Consider the following 19,560-nt stretch of genomic DNA (forward strand, 5'->3'; position numbering starts at 1 on the left):
ACAAAGAGGAAGGCAATGCGTAGCCGGGTCATGTTGCCGTCCCCTCGGGCCCGAGGGGACGCACGGCGAAGACGCTGCGCAGGTATCCGGTGGGACGCCCGCAGGTGGCGCACGCCGGGTGGGTTCCGCATCGCGACGCCACCTCGCGTTTGTCGCCCACGTAGGTCGCCATCGCCCATCGCAGGGTGGCCAGGCAGGCCTGACAGAGCGTCTCGACGAGGTCGCCGTCGGGGCTCAGCCCCATCTGGTCGCACCCGTCGACGGCGTGGATCTCGGCGACGGCCACCGCCGGCGCACCGCAGATACTGCCGGTCGACACCCGCTGGGCACTGCAGACGGGCCGTAGCGCGTGCAGTTGATCCTCGATCGCCGGGACTTCGCCCGTCGGGGTGTCAGCCGTTTCCCATCCTTTCCGATACACCCAACGCCGGGCCGACGCGGCGGCGTCGCGCATTCGATGCAGCAGCCAAGGTGTTCGCGTGACGCCGGGGCCGCATTCAGCGGTCGAGCGTTGAAATTGGCGATGGTTCATCTGGCTTTCTCCGATTTATGGCGATGGGTCCGCGGTGATCGGCGCGGCACGGTTGCCAACCGTCGTCGCGACCCGCTCATGCGGCCCCGAACGCAGATCCGGCTCTAGGCGGCTCCACCACCGCCCGCTTGCGATCTGTCAAGCCAGCATTAACCGACGTGGGACGAGTGGTCATCACCCGGCGAACTGATTCACCCGGGTGATTTGCCGACTGTCTCGAACATCACCGCAGCCAGACGAAATGTCGCTAGGTGGGTAGACGACGGCGGCGCGGGCGACACATTCGCGGCGGCGATTGCGGGCCAATGCTTTTGGGCCGACAAGCAGGGGTGTTACGCGATGCCGTAGTCGTTGATCTTGCGGTAGATGGTCGCCCGCGACATTCCCAGCGCGCTAGCCGCCTCTTGTTTGTTGCCGCCGTGGTCTTGCAGGCTCCGGACGATCGCATCGCGCTCCAAAGCTTCCATCTGGCTCAGCTTGCGCCGGGTGACGGACCGGCACTCCGGTGGCAGCTTGTCGGCGCCGATAATCCCCGATCGTTGGCGCGCCACGGTTTCGGTCAGCACCCGCCGTAGCTGCGAAACGTTGCCAGGCCACGGCAGCCTGCTGAGTTGGCGCATTGCCTCCGGTGCCAGCCGCACATCGGCACCCCGGGTGATCTCGCGCAGCAGCAGCGGCACAAGCTCCTCGAGGTCATCGATCCTGTGCCGCAGCGCCGGCACTGTGACGGTATGGGGGAACAGCGGCAGCAGTTGCTTGGTCGGCGCTGAGGGCTGTCCGGAGCTTTTGGTCGCCGCGACCCACCCCCGGCCGGCGCGGGTGGCCAATATCGAGGTAATCGATTCGAGCGTGTCCTTGTCGATGTCATCCACGTCGGCGATCACGAGTGCGAAATCCCCATCGTCGGACTCGGCCGCCAGCTCGGCGACGAAACGCGCCGCACTGGGAAATGTTTCGGGGCGCATCACCCGAACGGTTCGGCCCGGTTTCACGTCCTGCCCCACCGCCTGGGCCAGCCGTGCGCGGCCGGATCCTTTCTCGCCTTCGAGCATCACCCAGTCGCGGTCGCGGCAGCACTGGCGAACCTGTCGGCAGCAGCGCAGCCAGGCGCTGTTGCGACCGGCCAGGCCCGGAACGAAAGTCTGCGCCGGGTGGCCGTTTTGAGGAGGGTGCGGTCTGGCCTCGGCGGAAAGATCAACGTGGAAAACGGCATTGGTACGGCCACCTCGCATCGTCGCGCGCTGGACGGTAGTGATTTTGGCGATGTGCCCGCTTGGCAGGACAGCCAGCGTCGTGCCGGCCAGCGTGGAGCCGAGCAGATCCGAGGCGTGTTCGAGCAGCACGGTCTGATCGTTACCGTGAAGTGTCCGGCGCAGGTAGGGGTTGATCAACACCACGTCGCCACCGATCGCGAGCACACCGCTCGAAGACCGCCGTGTCTGCTGCAGATACGCCTCCAACAGCGCGGTCTCCCCCTCATGGGCCACCACCCGCATGCGATCCTCGATTTGGTGGGCGGCGCTGGTAGCCAGCGCGAGCAACAGCGGATCGGATTCGTCGGCCAGACAACTCAGATTGACGGCGCCGATTGTCCTGCGCGTTATGGGATCCCGGATCGGCGACCCGGCGCACGCGAAACCGGTGAACATCTCCACGTAGTGCTCGCCGCCGCGGATGAACGAGGGCCGCCCAGTCTCCAAGGTGGTGCCGATCCCGTTGGTGCCCGCCACCTCTTCGGCCAGGCTGTAGCCGGGTACGAGACTCACCCCGTCCAACGCGTTGAGGATGGACACTTCCGCCGCGCTCCGTTCAACCACCACCCCGTCGGTCGACGTCAGGACCACGCTGATTGCTTGCGCAGCCAGGTCATCGGTGACGCGTTGCAGCACCGGCGCCGCGGCACGCGCCAACCGGGAGCCCGTATTGGGTTCACGCACATACGGGAGCTCGACCCGGTCGGGATGTACCCGCAGGGCCCGCGACCGACGCCAGGACTCCAGGACGCTGGGCTGCAGAAGGTCCCCATCGACAGGGCGCACCGCGTCAACGGACCCCGCGGTCAGAAACCCTTCCCTGACCCGCTGAACTTCGGTCGTTCGACCGGCCCGCGCCCTCATCCTCCTGCTACCTCGACTCTGTCTCGCAGTCACCATGCGGCTTTGGCATATGTCAGGCGATGCCGTAATCCCGCATCTTGCGATAGATCGTCGCCCGCGACATCCCCAAGGCTGTCGCCGCCTGCAGCTTGTTGTTGTCGTTGTCCTCCAAGCTGCGGACAATGGCGTCTCGCTCAAGCGCCTCCATCTGGGTGAGCCTGCGCTTGGCAACGGATCGACACTCGGGCGGCAGCTTGTCGGCACCGATCACGCCGGAACGTTGTCGCGCAACGGTTTCGGCGAGCACTCGTCGCAACTGTGCGACGTTACCCGGCCAGGGCAGCTTACTGAGTTGACGCATCGCGTCGGCATCGAGGCACACATCAGCGCCGGAGGTCAGCTCGCGCAGCAGGAACGACACCAATACCTCGATGTCTTCGATCCGGTGCCGCAGCGCGGGCACCGCCACGGTGTGAGTAAACAACGGCAGCAGCAGCTCAACCATCGGTGACGGCGTCGACGAACTGATCGTCGCCGCGATCCATCCGCGACCCGCACGGGATTGCAACACCGGAACGACCGCTGCGAGCGTCCCCTCATCCAGGCAATCCACGTCGGGAATCACGACGGCGAAGTCATCGCCGTCGGTTTGAGTCACGATCTCGGCGACGAAAAGCGCTGGCGTCGCGAATGTTTCCGCCCGCGTCACCCGCACCGTCTTTGCCGGGTGCCTGTGCTGTGCGACGGCCTGGGCCAGCTTGGTTCGTCCGGACCCTTTCTCGCCTTCGAGCAGCACCCAATCGCGGTCTCGGCAGCATCGCTCGACCTGCTGACAGCTGCGCTGCCATGAGCTGCTGCGCCCGGCGAGGCCGGGAATGTGCGACACCACCGGTTGCCGCGTCCCGACACGGTGCGCCGTCGGCTCGGAGGACAAACGCACCAGGAAAACGACGTTGGTTCTGCCGCGGATCTCCGCGCGGTCGGCGGCGGTGATTTTGGCGATCTGCCCGCTCGGCAGAACGGCCAACACCGTGCCCGACAGTGTGGACCCGAGCAGCTCCGAAGCGTGTTCGAGCAAAGCGATCTGATCATTGGTGTCGAGTGCCTGGCGCAGGTAGCGATTCATCAGCAACACATCACCACCGATCGCCAGCACACCGAATGAGAACCGTCGCGCCTGGTTGCGATACGCCTCCAGAAGCGCGATCTCGCTGGCGTGGGCCGACTCTCTCAGTCGGTCCTCGATCTGGCTGCCGAGGCTCTTGACCAGTGGCAACAAGACCGGATTCGAGCGGCTGGCCCAGCAGGTGAGATCGACGACGCCGACGAGCCGTTGGGTTATCGGGTCACGGATCGGTGCGCCCGCACAGGCGAGCTCGCCCAAGGGCCCGACGAAATGCTCGCCGCCGCGGATGAATGCCGGCCGCCCGGTCTCGAGCGCGGTGCCGATCCCGTTGGTACCGGCGAATTCCTCCGCGTAGCTGTAGCCGGGGGCAAGGCTCACCGAATCCAGTGCCTCCATAAAGGACCGTTCCGAGGCCGAGCGCTGCATGACTACGCCGTCGGCCGAGGTGAGGATGACCGACATCGCGTCGATGGTCACGTCCTCGGTGATCCCCTTCAGCACTGGCGCCGCGGCGTGAGCGAGTCGTGAGCCGGTATCCGGTTGCCGGACATAGGGCAAATCGAGCCGGTCGGGATGAACCTGCATGGCCTGCGACCGGCGCCAGGAGTCCAGCACGGCTGGGGGCAGGGTCTCCGCCTCCAGGGACCCATCGCACAAGAACCGTTCCCTGACCTGGCGAACATCGGTTTGAACGTCGGCCCGCGAGCTCATCGACTCATGGACCTCGCTCCCCTGCCGACCGGTGCGGCCGCCCCAATACCGTCGTCTCATCTTGAGACGCGCAACGCTGCTCAGATTGAGACGCTCAGTGTACGCCCGCGGCGGTCTCATGGGTCATGTCAGCTAACACACGCGCCACGCGGTGACCCAGCGAAGGGCATGGAGAGATGACTATCTACCAGCTGACCGATCGCCTACACGACGGCCGCACCGTACACGTCCAAGCAGATCAAATCGCGCCGACGGTGGCCTCGTGGCTCGCCGAGCTGGGCGCCCGTAGTCCGTTAGTGGAGTCGCTCGGGCGAGCGGTATGCGACGGCGACTGGCCTGCAACCCACGGCATCGCGGACTACCTGTCGGTGGAAGTCCAGGTGGCGGCGTGACATCGGGCGTCGAGTCAGAGCGTCGTTCCGAGGCATGCGCGATCCCCTCGCGGGCACGGCCGCTGTTTCGGGCCGCCCTCGGTAGTTTGCGTCCCGGGTCACCCACCGCGGTGGACGGGGTTCGCGTGAGCACCGCGAGTGCGCCCGGGAAGGTGCACACAGCGCCGATTCGTGGGCGGGCGGGCGAGCTGAAGGTCATCAACGCGCTGATCGCGGCGGTCGCGCGGGGGCGGGGCGGGGTCCTGGTCATCGAGGGTCCGCCGGGCATCGGGAAGAGCCGCTTGTTGACCGAGATCGTGGCGCTCACCGAGAAGGCCGGCGTTCGGGCCCTATTCGGCGAGGCGTTCGAGTACCAGCAGACGGTGCCGTTTTTCTCGCTGTTCATGGCGACCCTGCGGGCCGATCCCCCCGTCGGTGATGCGGAAGCGTTGCGCCGCATGGGCGCGTCCACCGATTTCGGCTACTGGGTGGTGCGCGACCTGCAAGCCGCCATACACGCGGAAGCGTCCCGAACACCCTTGGCGATCCTCCTCGAGGACATCCACTGGGCCGATAACGCCACCCTGCTGGCGCTGCGGTCGCTGGCCGCGACGCGCCGGGATGCCCCGGTGCTGTGGGTGCTTACCGCGCGGACCGGCGCCGGCGGACCGAGCGTTCGCGAGACGCTGGCAGCGCTGGAAGGCGAGGATGCCAGCTTTCTGCGATTGACGGCGATGGCACCGAGCGCGGTCGCCGACATCGTGCAGGACACCGTGCGCGCCAACGCGGATCCGTCGCTGCTGAGTCTGGCCGAGAAGGCGCACGGCAACCCGTTCCTGCTGACGGAGCTGCTGCGAGGACTGGACGAGGAGGGGCGGCTGGATGTCAGCGGCGGCCGCGCGGTCGCCACCGGAGACACGTTGCCGCGACGGCTCAGCGACACCATGCAGCAACGACTCGACCAGCTCTCCACCGATGCGAGCCAAGTCGTGCGGGTGGCCGCGGCGCTGCCTGACCGGTTCTCCGCCCGGCTGCTCGCCGCGATGCTGGAACGCCGACCGGCCGCCCTGCTAGCGGCGGTCGAAGAGGCGGTTCGGGCCGGCCTACTCATCGAAGACGGTGATCAGATGAGGTTTCGTCACGATCTGCTGCGCGAAGCCACGCGGCAATCTTTGCCGCAGTCGCTGCGCCGGGCGATGGAACGGCAGGCGGCGACCATCATGCTGGACATGGGGGCGGCACCCGAGGAGGTGGCAACGCAGCTCGCGCGCAGCGCCGAGGTGGGCGATGAGGTCGCGATTGTCGCACTCCGCGAAGCCGCACAGTCGGTGGCCAACAGCGATCCGAGCGCCGCGTCGGATTTGAGCAAGCGGGCGCTGGAGCTCCAGCCGCCCCAGGACCCAGGACGCGGGCCACTGGTAGCGGAAACGATCGTGCTGCTCAATCGGGCCACGCGCTACGAGGAGGCGCAGCGGTTGGCCAGCACCACCCTGTCGGCCGCGCTCACACCCGAGGAAGAGGCCAAGATTCGCCTTCGGTTGCCGACGGTGACCACGGATACGACGGCGCGACACATCGAGGAGAACCGCCGCGCGCTTCAGCTGCCCCACCTCAGCGACGTCACCCAGGCACGACATCAGGCATGGCTGGCCTACAACCTCGCGATGCACGGCCAACACGGGTACGACAGCATGGCGGCCGACGTGGCAGCGGCCGCCGCCGCATCCACCGGCGATCTCGAATCGAGCATTCTGTCCGGAATAGCGCTGGCGTGCCTCGACGGCGCAAACGGCTATGCAAGCCGCGCTCTACGACGAGTCGAGGAACTGCAATCTTTCAGCCCCGCCGGCGATATGACCGCTCATCACCTCGCCGGAGTCCACCTGGCGAACCTGCTTGCACTGGTCGGACGCGTCGACGACGCCGCGGGGTTGGTCGCGGCCCGCGCAGAAAAAGCCCAGCAGGAACGCGACGGGATGGCGCTGCACATCTGGGCCCTCACGGCGGGAGTGGTGCAGTTGGCCGCGGGCCGGTTGTCGGCTGCCCGCGCCGCCACCGAGTGGCTGCCGACGCCGGAACGAACGGGATCGACCTTCGTCAACGCCATGCGCATGTTCACGCTGGCGGAGGTGGCGGCGCGGACCGACGACCGAACGTTGCTACTGGCGACGGCGAGTGAAGCGCGCGATGCGTACGCGAACGGTTCACCCGCCGTACGTCGCGGAGCGGCGGGCGCACTCGGGCTGGCGGCGTGGCAGCGCGACGATGTTCACGAGGCGGTCCGTTGGCTCGGCGGCGATATCCCGCTACTCGTGACGCCGCCCTTGCCGACGGTCTTGGATCAGCTGACCCTGACCGCGCGGGTGGCGTCAGCCGCCGGTGACGCCGGGCTGCGGGCGCGTCTCATGGACGTCGTGGAGGTGCTCGAACGCGAGCGTCCCGGGGTTCGGTTGTTCGCGACGGTCGCGCAGCACACGCGCGGGATACTCGACCGCGATGCCGATTCGTTGGCGGCGGTTGGCAGTGCGCTTCATTCGTCGGGGCGGCCGCTTCTCTTCGCAGGCGCCGCCGAGGATGCCGGCCACGAGCTGAGTCGTGCACGCCGCAACGCCGAGGCGCTCGACCAGCTCAACGCCGCCTTCGACACCTACGCCGAGTGCGAAGCGGTTGCCGATGCCCGGCGGATCGGCCGCGCGCTGCGCCGGCTGGGCGTGGAACGGCGCATCGTCACACATCCGCGGGCAAAGACGGGCTGGGACAGCCTCACCGACGCCGAGCTCACGGTCGTCAACCTCATCGCGCAGGGCGCGACCAACCGCGACGCCGCCACGCAACTGCACCTTTCCACCCATACGGTGAAGACCCACGTGCACAACGCCTTCGCCAAGCTGGGCATCACCTCGCGCGCCCAATTGGCGCCGCTCATGCACTCGCCTGGCTGATCGACAGCAAATCGTGGATGGCGCGGCCGGGCTACAATGACGCCCGTTGCAGTGGCAGTCCGGCAAACGGTAGACGGGACACCCGGTGGGGCTTTCAACCGGCCTTTCTGATGTCGGCGGTCAGCGGCTGGTCACGCCGCCGATTCGGGGGCGGGCGGACGAGCTGAAACTGATTGCCGCGCTGGTCACCGCGGTGGCCCAGGGGCGCGGGGGTGTGCTGGTCATCGAGGGCCCGCCCGGCATCGGCAAAAGCCGGCTGTTGACCGAGGTGGTGACGCTGGCCGACGCGCGCGGGGTCCGCACCTTGTTCGGCGAGGCTTTCGAGTATCAGCAGGCGGTGCCGTTCTTCTCGCTGTTCATGGCCACCCTGCACGCCGACCCCCCGGTCGGAGACGCCGAGGCGCTGCGCCGGCTGGGTGGCTCGGCCGATCTGCGCTACTGGGTGGTGCACGATCTGGCGGACGCGATTCGTGCGGCGGCCGGACAGACCCCCCTGGCGATTGTGCTGGAGGACATCCACTGGGCCGACAAGAGCACGCTGTTGGCGCTGCGGTCGCTGGCCGCCGTGCGCCCGGATGTGGCGGTGCTGTGGGTGATGACCGCCCGCACCGGGGCCGGCGGGCCTGCGGTGCAGGAAACCTTGTCGGTGCTGCAGCGCGCGAACGCCACATTCGTGCGATTGGCGGCCATCGCGCCGGACGCCGTCGCCGACATGGTTTGCGACACGGTGCGGGCGAAAGCCGATGTGTCGCTGCTGAATTTGGCCGCCAAGGCGCACGGGAACCCTTTTCTGGTCAGCGAGCTGGTCGGGGGGTTGGGCGAGGAGGGCCGGCTCAAACTCTCCGGCGGCCGGGCGATGGTCACCGGAGACGGGCTGCCCCGGCGTCTCGGCGCGACGATGCACCAGCGGCTGGACTTGCTCTCCGGTGAGGTGGCGGAGGTGGTGCGGGTCGCCGCGGTGCTGCCCGACCGGTTTTCGGCCGGCTTGCTGGCCGCGATGCTTGAGCGTTCTCCGGCGTCGTTGGTGTCGGCGCTCGAGGAGGCGGTGCGCGCGGACCTGCTCGTGGAAGATGGTGAGCGGCTGAGGTTTCGGCATGACTTGCTGCGCGAGGCGACCCGGCAGTCGCTGCCACAATCGCTGCGCCGGGCGATGGAGCGCCAGTCGGCGTCGGTCATGCTGGGGATGGGCGCGGCCCCGGCCGAGGTGGCCACCCAGCTGGCACGCAGCGCGGAGCCAGGCGACAGGGAGGCGATCGGTGCGCTGCGGCAGGCCGCCCACTCGGTGGGCCGCGGCGATGCGAGTGCGGCCGCGGATTTGTGCGGGCGGGCGCTGGAGCTGTTGCCGGCCGATGACGCCGAACACGGGTCACTGGTCGCCGAGACGGTCGAGTGGCTGAACCGGGCCAGCCGCTACGGCGAGGCCGAAGAATTGGCCCTTGCGGCCCTCTCGGAGGCGGCGTCGCCCGACGAAGAGGCCGAGATTCGCCTCCGGCTCCCGGCGCACACCAAGCACAGCACCCAGCGGCGGGCAGAGGAGAATCGCCGAGCGCTGCAGCTGGGCGGCATCAGCGAGGTCACCCGGGCACGGCATCTGGCGTGGCTGGCCTACAACACTGTGTTGCAGGACAAAAACGGGCAACGGCGCACGGCGGCCGACGAGGCTGCCGCCGCCGCGGCAGCCACCGGTGATCTCGAGGCCACGATCATGGCCGAGATCACCCTCGCATTGCTCGATGTAGGTGACGGGTTTCGCGGTCGCGCCCTCGGCCGCCTCGAAAGGCTCTGCTCGCTGAGCTACACGAGTGATGCGGCCTCGGCTCATGGCTTTGCCGCAATTTACTACGCAATCCTGCTGGCAGTGGTCGGCCGGCTGGACGACGCGACAGCCCGGGTCGCCGAAGGCATCGGGCAGGCCCGTCGGGAAGGCAACGCGATGGTCCTCAATATGTGGACCGTCATCAGCGGGATCGTCCACCTCGCCGCGGGCCGGCTGTCGGCGGCTCGCGACGCGGCTGAGCCTCTGCAGGCCCCCCAACCGACAGGCGTAAGCGAGCCGGACCTGCTGCGCATTGTGATCCTGGCCTCGGTCGCGATGCACACGGACGACCGAAATCTGTTGCAGCAGATGACCAATGAGGCGCGCGATGCCTACCCCACCGGTTCGCCTGCCATCCGTCGAGGAGCGGCGTATGTGCTTGCGCTGGCCGCATGGCTGCGTGATGACGTTCATGAGGCGGCGGGTTGGCTCGGCGGCGACATCGCCCTTCTCGGGACACCACTGCAGGTCTATGCCTTCGATCGGGTGATCTTGAGTGCGCGGGTGGCCTCCGCGGCCGGTGATGCGGGCTTGCGCGCGCGGGTCCTGCAGGCCGCCGAGGTGCTGGAGTGCGAGCAGCCCGCGGCGCCGCTGTTGGCGGCGGTGGCCCGGTATGCCCGCGGGCTCCTCGAACACGACGCCCCGGCGCTGATTGCGGCCGCCGAGTCGCTTCGCTCGTCGGGCCGGCCGCTACTTTTCGCGAGCGCCGCCGAGGATGCCGGCCACGAGCTGGGTGGCGCACAGCGCAACACCGAGGCGATCGACCAGCTGAGCGCGGCATTCGACACCTACGTCGAGTGCGAGGCGTTCGCCGATGCGCGCCGGGTCGGCCGCGCGCTGCGCCGGCTGGGCGTGGAACGGCGCATCGTCACGCGCCCACGGGCAAAGACGGGCTGGGACAGCCTCACCGACGCCGAACTCACGGTCGTCAACCTCATCGCACGGGGCGCGACCAACCGCGACGTCGCCACCCAGCTATACCTGTCCACCCACACGGTAAAGACCCACGTGCACAACGCTTTCGCGAAGCTGGGCATCACGTCCCGCACCCAATTGGCGCAGCTCATCCAGGGCTCTGATTGACGACAGCAAATCGGAGAGACGACGGGGGCATGCCTACAATGACAGGCGCTGCAGGAACGATCCGGTAACGGTGGGTAGAAATAGGTAGCTAGGTAGATAGGACACCCGGTGGGGCCTTCGACCGGCCTTTCTGATGTCGGCGGCCAACGGCTGGTCACACCGCCGATTCGGGGGCGGACAGACGAGCTGAAACTGATTGCCGCGCTGGTTACCGCGGTGGCCCAGGGGCGCGGGGGCGTGTTGGTCATCGAAGGCCCGCCCGGCATCGGCAAGAGTCGGTTGCTCACCGAGGTGTTAGCGCTGGCCGACAAGGTCGGGGTGCGCACCTTGTTCGGGGAGGCATTCGAGTATCAGCAGGCGGTGCCGTTCTTCTCACTGTTCATGGCCACCCTGAACGCCGATCCCCCGGTGGGAGACGTCGGGGCGCTGCGGCAATTGGCCGGCTCGGCGGATCTGCGCTACTGGGTGGTGCACGATCTGCACAATGCGATTCAAGCGGCGGCCGCACAGACCCCCCTGGCGATTGTGCTGGAGGACATTCACTGGGCCGACAACGGCACGTTGCTTGCGCTGCGGTCGCTGGCCGCGGTGCGCCCGGATGTGGCGGTCCTGTGGGTGATGACCGCCCGCACCGGGGCCGGCGGGCCGGCGCTTCACGAAACATTGTCGGTGCTCCAACGCGGGGACGCCACATTCGTACGATTGGCGGCCATCGCGCCGGACGCGGTCGCCGACGTGGTCCGCGACACGGTGCGGGCGAAAGCCGATGTCTCGCTGCTGAATTTGGCCGCCAAGGCACATGGCAATCCGTTTCTCGTCACCGAGCTCGTCAGGGGCTTGGGCGAGGAGGGCCGGCTCAAACTCTCCGGCGGCCGCGCGAAGGTCACCGGAGACGAGCTGCCGCGGCGCCTGGGCGCGACGATGCACCAGCGGCTGGACCTCCTGTCCGGGGATGCATCGCAGGTGGTGCGGGTCGCCGCGGTGCTGCCCGACCGGTTTTCGGGGGGCTTGCTGGCCGCGATGCTGGACCGGCCGCCGACATCGTTGCTGTCGGCGCTCGAGGAGGCGGTGCGCGCGGACCTTTTCGTCGAAGACGGTGAGCGGCTGAGGTTTCGGCACGACTTGCTGCGCGAGGCGACCCGGCAGTCGCTGCCACAATCGCTGCGCCGGGCGATGGAGCGCCAGTCGGCGTCCGTCATGCTGGGGATGGGTGCGGCCCCGGCCGAGGTGGCCACCCAGCTGGCACGCAGCGCAGAGCCGGGGGACGGCGAAGCGATCGACGCACTGCGCCGGGCCGCGCAATCGGTCGGCCACAACGACGCGAGCTCGGCCGCGGACTTGAGCAAGCGCGCGTTGCAGCTACTGCCCGCCCACGACCCGGACTCCGGGTCACTCGTCGCCGACACTGTCGAGTGGCTCAACCGGGCCAGCCGCTACGGCGAGGCCGAAGATTTGGCCGTCGTGGCGCTCTCGCAGGCGGCCTCGCCCGAAGTAGAGGCCGAGATTCGCCTCCGGCTCCCGGCGCACACCAAGCACAACACCCAGCGGCGCGTGGCGGAGAATCGGCGGGCGCTCGAGTTGACCGACATCAGCGAGGTCACCCGGGCACGGCATCTGGCGTGGCTGGCCTACAACCTGGCCCTGCAGGACCAAGGTGGGCAACGTCGCACGACCGCCGACGAGGCTGCCGCGGCCGCGGCGGTCACCGGTGACCTCGAGGCCACGATCATGGCCGGCGTCACCGTCGCTTTACTCGACGCCGGTGAGGGGTACACACGACGCGCCGTAAGTCGCCTCGAAGAGCTTTCCCCGCCCGCGCCCACGAATGATGCGGCGTTGGCTTCTGCCTATGCCGCAATGCATTACGCAAACCTGCTGGCAGTGGTCGGCCGGTTGGACGACGCGACCGCCCGGGTCGCCCGCGGCATTGGCCAAGCCCAGCGGGAAGGCAACGCGATGGCACTCGTCATCTGGGCCGTCTTTAGTGGGATTGTCCATCTGGCCGCGGGCCGGCTGTCGGCCGCTCGCGACGCGACGGAGTCCTTGCCGCCCCCACAGCCGACAGGTGCGACCGAGCCCGACATACTGCGAATGGTGACTCTGGCCGAGGTGGCGGTGCACACCGACGACCGAAATCTGCTGCAGCGGATGGTCAACGACGCGCGTGATGCCTATTCCGCCGGCTCAGCCGCGGTACGTCGAGGAGCGGCGTATGTGCTCGCGCTGGCGGCGTGGCAGCACGACGATGTTCACGACGCGATGCGCTGGCTCGGCGAGGTCACCCTACTGGGGACACCGCTGTTCCCCCATGCATTCGTTCGGCTCATCTTGGGTGCCCGGGTTGCCAGGGCCGCCGGTGATGCCGGCTTACGCGCGCGGGCTTTGCGGGCCACCGAGGTGCTGGAGCGTGAGGGGTCCGCGGTGCCGCTGTTGGCAGGGGTGGCCGGGTATGCCCGCGGGATCCTCGAACACGATGCCCGGGCGCTGGTTGTCGCCGCGGAGTTACTCCACTCGTCGTCGCGGCCGCTTCTTTTCGCGAGCGCCGCCGAGGACGCCGGCGGCGAGCTGAGTCGCGCCCGGCGCAACGCCGAGGCGATCGACCAGCTGAACGCGGCGTTCGACACCTATATCGAGTGCGAATCGATTGCCGATGCCCGCCGGGTGGGCCGCGCGCTGCGCCAATTAGGCGTGGAACGGCGCGTCGTCACGCACCCGCGGGCAAAAAGCGGCTGGGACAGCCTGACCGACTCCGAGCTCACGGTGGTCAACCTCATCGCACAGGGCGCGACCAACCGCGACGTCGCCGCCCAACTGCACCTCTCCCCCCACACCGTGAAGACCCACGTGCACAACGCATTTGCGAAATTGGGCATCGCATCCCGCGCCCAATTGGCGCAGCTGGTGCGCGGCGCTGATTGACCGCATGCCAGAGCATCCCGCGAGTCACGCGCCGTTAGACGGCAACGTGGTCGCTGCAATCGACTCGCAGATCCGAGATCGTCATTGGCGTGTCGTAGAACCTGCAGTGGTAGCTTCGCGCATCGGTGGTGTGCAGTAGAACGCATGTGCTGCAGGCGCGGATGACGGGAAGCATCTGCGCGTCATGGAGTTTGGCCATGACGACGAGGAGCGTGTCGAGCAGCCGTTCGGCTTCGGAGCGGTCGAGTTTGGACGTGGCGATCTCCGCGGGTGCGGTCCAGCGTGCCAGCTCGGTCGCGGCTTTGCGGCCTGTCGGGGTGAGTACCAGGTCGCGGCGACGGCGGTCGTCGGGGTTCGGGGTGCGCACCACCAGGCCTTTGCGGATCAGTGCCGCGATTGCGTCGCTGACGGTGGGATCGGCGACGTTGAGTTCGCGGGCGAGCGCGGTGCTGCGGGCCGCCGGCGGCGGACCGACGTAAAGCCAACTGAGCACCCGCATTTGGGTGCTCGACAGATCGTGTCGTTCGGCGGCCCGCCTGGCCAGCACGTGCAGAGCTTCGCCGACCCGGTCGAGCGCGGCGACGATCTTGGAGTCCAGGCTTCGGTGACGTGCACCTTCGGATTTCAGGGCACGACCTCGTTCGGCTTGCCGGCGGCGACGTCCGGCGAAGCCGCCCACGGATTCGTGCTCGATGACGAACCGTGTTGCCGGGTGCTCGTCGGCACTGTGACCCCTTCCCGCGTGCTTTCTGTCGGGTGGACATCCGCATCGGAGCGTATTTGGCGCGCCGGTTTCACCCGACGTTGCGAATCACCGTGATCGTAACGCTTAGGAGCCCTCGAGGTTTATTGCATCATGGTCCCGTTCGCGTCATCAACGCAGCTCAACGCGGCTCAGATCGCAGCTCATGCCCGACCAAGGACGACACATGCCCAAACTTTCTCGCAGCGATTGGTACGACCTGGCCCGCGACACCAACTGGACGTTTCGCTACGTGACCGAGAACGAGGTGTTTCCCGAGGAGCTTTCGGGCACGCACCGGGTCTCCTCGGAGGCCTGGCTCAAGTGGGACGAGCCGTACAAAATCGGTTTCCGCGAGTACGTGCACAATCAGGTCACCAAGGACACCACGACGTACTCGCTGAAGAACGCCATCGGACGATCGAAGCTGTTCGAGCAACTCGACCCGGGGTGGAAGTCCGTCATCGTGGCGCATTACGGCGCCATCACGATGCCCGAATACCTGGCGTCCATCGGTGAAGCGCGGATGGGAAGGTTCGGCCGCTCGGCGGCCTGGCGCAACACCGCGACCTTCGGCACCCTGGACGAGGTCCGCCATGGCCAGATTCAGGCGTTCTTCCCGTACGGCCTGCTCGACAAAGAACCCCGAGGCGATTGGGCGCTCAAGGCATTTCACACCAACAACTGGATCGTGCTCGCGGTGCGCTATCTGTTCGACGACATGTTCGTTGCCAACGACGCGTTGTCGATCGCGTTGCAATTGACCTTCACCCTGGAGACGGGGTTCACCAACCTGCAGTTCCTCGGGATGGCCGCCGACGCCATCGACGTCGGCGACCTGGAATTCGGCGCGCTGATCAGCTCCATCCAGACCGACGAGGCCCGCCACGCACAACAGGGCGAGCCGACGATCAAGGTGCTCACCGACAACGGCGAGGCGGAGTGGGGCCAGTTCCTCATCGACCACATGTTCTGGCGGTCGTGGCGCATCTTCGCGCTGCTGACCGGTCTGTCGATGGACTACTACACCCCGCTGGAGAGCCGGCGGATGAGCTTCAAGGAGTTCATCGAGGACTGGGTGGTCAAGCAGTTCGCCGACCAGTTCCGCGACTACGGGCTCGACTTCCCCTGGTACTGGGAGGAATTCATCAACGAGCTGACCTGGTATCACCATGCCATTCATTTGGGTGTGTGGTACTACCGGCCCACGGTGTGGTGGAACCCCGACGCCGGCGCCTCCGACGCGGAGCGACTGTGGCTGGAGGAGAAGTACCCCGGCTGGAACCGCAACTTCGGCAAGCAGTGGGATGTCGTCACCGACAACATCCGCAACGGTGACATCGCCGCCACCCTGCCGGAAACCCTGCCGATCACCTGCAACCTGTGCCAGTTGCCCATCGTGCGTGCCGCCGGGGTGATCGTCGGTGCGCACACCGATCCCGCCCCGCTGACGCATGTGCACAACGGCCGCAAGTACCTGTTCTGCTCGGAGCCCTGCCGGTGGATCTTCACCCAACGACCCGACCGGTTCGCCGGCCACCAGTCCCTGATCGACCGGGTCCTGTCCGGCGAGATCAGCCCACCCGACCTCGGCACCGTCTTGCGGTACTTCGGGCTCTCGGCCGAGGAACAGGGCCAAGACGCCGACAACTACGGGTGGGCGCTCAACGGTGTCCGCCACGGATCGATTAGCGGATCGAAGGGCTGAAACCATGGCGCTGCTTCCCCTGACCGCCCTGTTCGAGGGCGACGTGCTCGAACTCCTCATCCCCGTCGATGACGCCGACAGCGTCGAAGCCGTCAGCGCGGCGATCGCCCATCATGTGGTCGGTCACCGGGTCGCCAAGCGCGATGCCCCAATCCGGCTGCGCCACAACGGCAAAGTCCTGGACCCCAAAGCGGGAATCGGTGCGTCTGGAGTCGGTCCGCTGGACCACGTCGAGGCGTTCTATGCCCAGCGCTAGCACCTGGACTCCCGTGGCCACCCTCGACGACCTATGGGAGGGCGAGGTGGCGGAATTCGAGGTGGGTGACCGGCCGATCCTGCTCGCCCACCTGCGCGGCGGGGAAATTCGCGCCTACGACGGTCTGTGCCCGCACGCCGGATTCCCGCTGGCCGACGGCGATGTCGAAGGAGACATCTTGACGTGCAGCGCCCACAGTTGGGAATTCAACCTCGCCACCGGTGCCGGGGTGAATCCGGACAACTGCCGGCTGCACAGCCATCCCGTACGCCTCGACGGCGACCAGATCACCGTATCGCTCAGCGAAGGAGACCACCGATGACCGCCGCCGCAGAACAGGACAAGCTCGTCGGCCCCGTCGTGCGCGGCTTCGACCCCGACATCGTCGCCGCCCTGACCGACACGATCTTCACCGACAACCCCGGCGCCGCCATCACCGTTGAGGACCATGCCGGCTACGTGCGCATCCACGCACCGCGATTCCTGCGCGTAACCCGTGCGAGCCTGGAATCCGCTGCGGGCCAACCCTTCCCGCTGGCCAGCTTGGAACCGGCACTGGTGGCGTTCGCCGGCCGGATGCGCTACGTCGGCGACGACGAGCTGCACTGGTACCTGGACCGAGAGGACTGACACATGACCGCCGCGAAGACCCGACCGCTGAAGACCTGGAGCATCGCCGATGACACCCGGCGTAAACCCACCGAGTACGAAGCCGTCACCGGCAGGTTCCACTACCACTTCAACCGCCATCCGGCACCCTTCGACCTCGATCCCGGCAGCGCCATCAACCGCTGGTACCTCAGGCACCGCGAGGGCTCACCGCTGCAGGCCGAAAACTGGGAAGGCTTCCGTGACCCCGCCGCTCTGAACTACCGCCGCTACATCGCACTGCAACACGACCGCGAGGTCTACGCCGAGGGCGTGGTCGACCACCACGAAGCCCTCGACAGCGACGGCAAGCTCGATCCCGCCTGGATCGAGACCCTGGCCCGCATCTATGTCCCGGCCCGCTACCTGTTCCACGTCCTGCAGATCACCAGCCTCTACGTCGGACAACTCGCGCCGAGCGCCTACATCACCAACGCGGCCTTCTTCCAGGCCGCCGACGAACTACGGGCGCTGCAATGGATCGCCTACCGCGCCAAGTCGCTCTCACTCTCCCACGACACACGATTGGCCAATACCGAAGCGACACGGCGAATCTGGGAAACCGACGAGGCCTGGCAGCCCGCCCGCGAAACGCTGGAACGCCTGCTGGTGGCCTACGACTGGGGCGAGGCCTTCACCGCGCTGAACCTGGCGGTCAAACCGGCGCTCGACGCGCTGCTGAAGGAGGCGTTCGCCGAGTTGGCCAACGACCACGGCGACGGCCTGACGGCGGCGCTGCTGCAGGAATCCCGGGTCGACACCACCCGCAACCAAGCATGGAGCGCCGCACTCGCCCGCTACGCACTGACCGCCAATCCCGCCAACCGCGCCGTCATCGAAGGGTGGATCGAAAAATGGCGCCCCCGCGCCGACCGGGCCGTCACCGGCCTCGCCGCCGCGCTTCCCGATCCCGACGCCATCCGGGAGCGGGTCGCGCGCTCGGTCGCCGCGTTCACCGCACAGTGGGCCGGTTAGCCGCACGGACCTCCCGACGGCTCGCGGGTTCAACGACGGCGCCCCCGGGACCCGACGCGCGGGTCGCTGTTGCGGTGTCCGCGGACCGGTCCGCCGCGCGCATCTGATTTCGGCGGCCGCTTCGCGGGTCCCCCGCGCCGGCCTGTCACTACACCCATCCGGCCCTAAACATCAACCCTCGGGCGATGGTTTTCCGCTGCCCGCGCGACGAGCGTAGTTCCCGAAACTACTCACGTCCTCACCCAGGCAAGCGGCCCATTCGGGCCGGCCAGGTGCCGGTGAGCACGCAAGGGAAAGAGCGAACGATGCTGGATGCGGCGCTTGGAATGCCGACGATGGTTGCCGGTGGCGTTCGGTGTCGCCGGGGCCGGGCTGGTGTCCCGATGACCGCCGGTCACGCCAGCACGCTCGCCGAACCGGCAAGCGGGACTGTACATCTCGATGCGCGGCTAACGTCCGGCGACAAGGCGACGTCGCAGCGGCCGTCAGCGCGACGCGGCCGCAGGCGAACGCCCGGCACGGGCCGATCGCTGCCGCGCCACCGCACAGTCACCACGAGCGATGGCGTCGCGCTGTCCGTTCGCGACTGGGGACCTCACGGCGCCTGCCATACGGTCGTACTTCTGCACGGCTTTTGCCTGACCAAAGAGTCCTGGAACATCCAGGTGACAGACCTGATCCGCCACTGGGGCAACAACATCCGGATCATCAGTTACGACCACCGCGGTCACGGCGCATCCGGCAAAGCACCCATGGACACGTACCGGATCGATCGGCTCGCCGACGACCTCGCCGAGTTGCTGGTCGCGCTTGGCGTCACGGGCCCACTCACGCTGGTCGGGCACTCGATGGGCGGCATGGCGGCCTTGGCCTATTTTCGGCGGCCGGCCGGCAAGCGTCCGGTTGAGCCGGAGAGCCTCGTTCTCGTCGCGACCGCCGCGGGAAATCTCGGCTCGCACGGCCTCGGACGGCTGCTGAACACGCCCGCGACGAGCATGCTCTACGGCATCGTGCGCCGGATGCCTCGCGCGGGCACCGATGAGGTGGTTCAATTCCTCGCCAGGCCGGTGTGCGCGGCACTGACCAGACACGGCGGATACGGTGAAGCCGCCCCGAAATCGTTGGTGGCTATGTCCGCGGCCGCCGTGGACGCCACCCCGTCGACGACCAAAGTCGGCTTCCTGCGCGGTCTTAAAGAGTACGACTGCTCTCAGACCCTGAGCTCTATCACGGCCAAGACGACCATCATCAGTGGAGGAGCGGACAAGCTCACGCCGATGTGGCACGCCCGCAAGCTGGCCGACGGGATCCGCGGGGCGACGCTCATCCACCGGCCCACCGCGGGGCACACGCTGTTGTATGAAGTCCCGGAGGTCGTCACCGGAGCCATCAGTTCCGCCATCGCCGCCGGCGGCCACCGTGCCGATTTCGAAGCTGGTGACCCGGGTGCGTGCGCGGCGTCGGGAAAGCCGCTCGAGGAGCGGGTGTCATGACCATTGACCGGTCCGTCAAATTTCAAGGCGCTAGGTATACACCGACCCGGCGCTAAAGATCACCCGTTGGGCGATGGTATCGGCGGTGCGCACGCTGCCAACGTAGTGATTGCACTCCGGATCGCCGCGACCCCGCCGCTCA

The 19,560-nt window shown here is 67.7% G+C and carries 14 protein-coding genes; 10 read left to right on the forward strand and 4 right to left on the reverse strand.

Annotated elements, in window-relative coordinates; translation table 11 throughout:
• Nucleotides 1-28: 28 nt before the first annotated feature.
• The 3 genes from BST11_RS28445 to BST11_RS09115 form a co-directional block, all read right to left on the reverse strand.
• Nucleotides 29-319: a hypothetical protein gene (locus tag BST11_RS28445; protein ID WP_244897585.1), complete on the reverse strand. Its 291-nt coding sequence runs from the start codon at nucleotides 317-319 to the stop codon at nucleotides 29-31.
• 545 nt (nucleotides 320-864) lie between these two features.
• Entirely contained in the window at nucleotides 865-2,442 is a 1,578-nt protein-coding gene (locus tag BST11_RS09110) for a sigma-54-dependent Fis family transcriptional regulator (RefSeq protein ID WP_276033819.1), read from the reverse strand.
• A gap of 259 nt (nucleotides 2,443-2,701) precedes the next feature.
• Nucleotides 2,702-4,369: a sigma-54-dependent Fis family transcriptional regulator gene (locus BST11_RS09115; RefSeq protein ID WP_280522723.1), complete on the reverse strand. Its 1,668-nt coding sequence runs from the start codon at nucleotides 4,367-4,369 to the stop codon at nucleotides 2,702-2,704.
• A gap of 272 nt (nucleotides 4,370-4,641) precedes the next feature.
• On the opposite strand from BST11_RS09115, the gene BST11_RS09120 reads away from it, so the two are divergent.
• The 4 genes from BST11_RS09120 to BST11_RS09135 all read left to right on the forward strand — a co-directional run bounded on the left by BST11_RS09120 (nucleotide 4,642) and on the right by BST11_RS09135 (nucleotide 13,596).
• Nucleotides 4,642-4,857, forward strand: coding sequence for a hypothetical protein (locus BST11_RS09120; RefSeq protein WP_067324133.1), 216 nt, complete (start codon nucleotides 4,642-4,644; stop codon nucleotides 4,855-4,857).
• Between the two features lie 125 nt (nucleotides 4,858-4,982).
• A complete protein-coding gene (locus tag BST11_RS09125) occupies nucleotides 4,983-7,778 on the forward strand; it encodes an ATP-binding protein (RefSeq protein ID WP_083137674.1) in 2,796 nt (931 codons plus the stop codon).
• Between the two features lie 85 nt (nucleotides 7,779-7,863).
• Nucleotides 7,864-10,677, forward strand: coding sequence for an ATP-binding protein (locus BST11_RS09130; RefSeq protein ID WP_083137601.1), 2,814 nt, complete (start codon nucleotides 7,864-7,866; stop codon nucleotides 10,675-10,677).
• A 108-nt stretch (nucleotides 10,678-10,785) separates the two neighbouring features.
• A complete protein-coding gene (locus BST11_RS09135; protein ID WP_083137602.1) occupies nucleotides 10,786-13,596 on the forward strand; it encodes a helix-turn-helix transcriptional regulator in 2,811 nt (936 codons plus the stop codon).
• A 34-nt stretch (nucleotides 13,597-13,630) separates the two neighbouring features.
• Here BST11_RS09135 and BST11_RS09140 read toward each other — a convergent pair whose 3' ends face one another.
• Nucleotides 13,631-14,275, reverse strand: coding sequence for a MarR family winged helix-turn-helix transcriptional regulator (locus BST11_RS09140; RefSeq protein WP_244897586.1), 645 nt, complete (start codon nucleotides 14,273-14,275; stop codon nucleotides 13,631-13,633).
• 250 nt (nucleotides 14,276-14,525) lie between these two features.
• Here BST11_RS09140 and BST11_RS09145 point away from each other — a divergent pair, with 250 nt between their 5' ends.
• The 6 genes from BST11_RS09145 to BST11_RS09170 all read left to right on the forward strand — a co-directional run bounded on the left by BST11_RS09145 (nucleotide 14,526) and on the right by BST11_RS09170 (nucleotide 19,418).
• Nucleotides 14,526-16,046: an aromatic/alkene/methane monooxygenase hydroxylase/oxygenase subunit alpha gene (locus BST11_RS09145; RefSeq protein WP_083137603.1), complete on the forward strand. Its 1,521-nt coding sequence runs from the start codon at nucleotides 14,526-14,528 to the stop codon at nucleotides 16,044-16,046.
• Between the two features lie 4 nt (nucleotides 16,047-16,050).
• Nucleotides 16,051-16,302 (forward strand): toluene-4-monooxygenase system B family protein, encoded by a 252-nt coding sequence (locus BST11_RS09150; RefSeq protein WP_083137604.1) that lies wholly within the window; start codon nucleotides 16,051-16,053, stop codon nucleotides 16,300-16,302.
• Entirely contained in the window at nucleotides 16,289-16,624 is a 336-nt protein-coding gene (locus BST11_RS09155; protein WP_083137605.1) for a Rieske 2Fe-2S domain-containing protein, read from the forward strand. The genes BST11_RS09150 and BST11_RS09155 overlap by 14 nt, the downstream gene beginning before the upstream one ends.
• On the forward strand, nucleotides 16,621-16,932 hold the full coding sequence (locus BST11_RS09160) for an MmoB/DmpM family protein (RefSeq protein ID WP_083137606.1): 312 nt from the start codon (nucleotides 16,621-16,623) through the stop codon (nucleotides 16,930-16,932). The genes BST11_RS09155 and BST11_RS09160 overlap by 4 nt, the downstream gene beginning before the upstream one ends.
• A 3-nt stretch (nucleotides 16,933-16,935) precedes the next feature.
• Nucleotides 16,936-17,925 carry an aromatic/alkene monooxygenase hydroxylase subunit beta gene (locus tag BST11_RS09165; RefSeq protein WP_083137607.1) on the forward strand — a complete coding sequence of 330 codons (990 nt, stop codon included), beginning with the start codon at nucleotides 16,936-16,938 and terminating at the stop codon, nucleotides 17,923-17,925.
• A gap of 383 nt (nucleotides 17,926-18,308) precedes the next feature.
• On the forward strand, nucleotides 18,309-19,418 hold the full coding sequence (locus tag BST11_RS09170) for an alpha/beta fold hydrolase (RefSeq protein WP_158086775.1): 1,110 nt from the start codon (nucleotides 18,309-18,311) through the stop codon (nucleotides 19,416-19,418).
• The last annotated feature ends 142 nt before the right edge of the window (nucleotides 19,419-19,560 follow it).

It is taken from the genome of Mycobacterium alsense, from assembly GCF_002086635.1.
In the GTDB taxonomy this organism is placed as follows: domain Bacteria; phylum Actinomycetota; class Actinomycetes; order Mycobacteriales; family Mycobacteriaceae; genus Mycobacterium; species Mycobacterium alsense.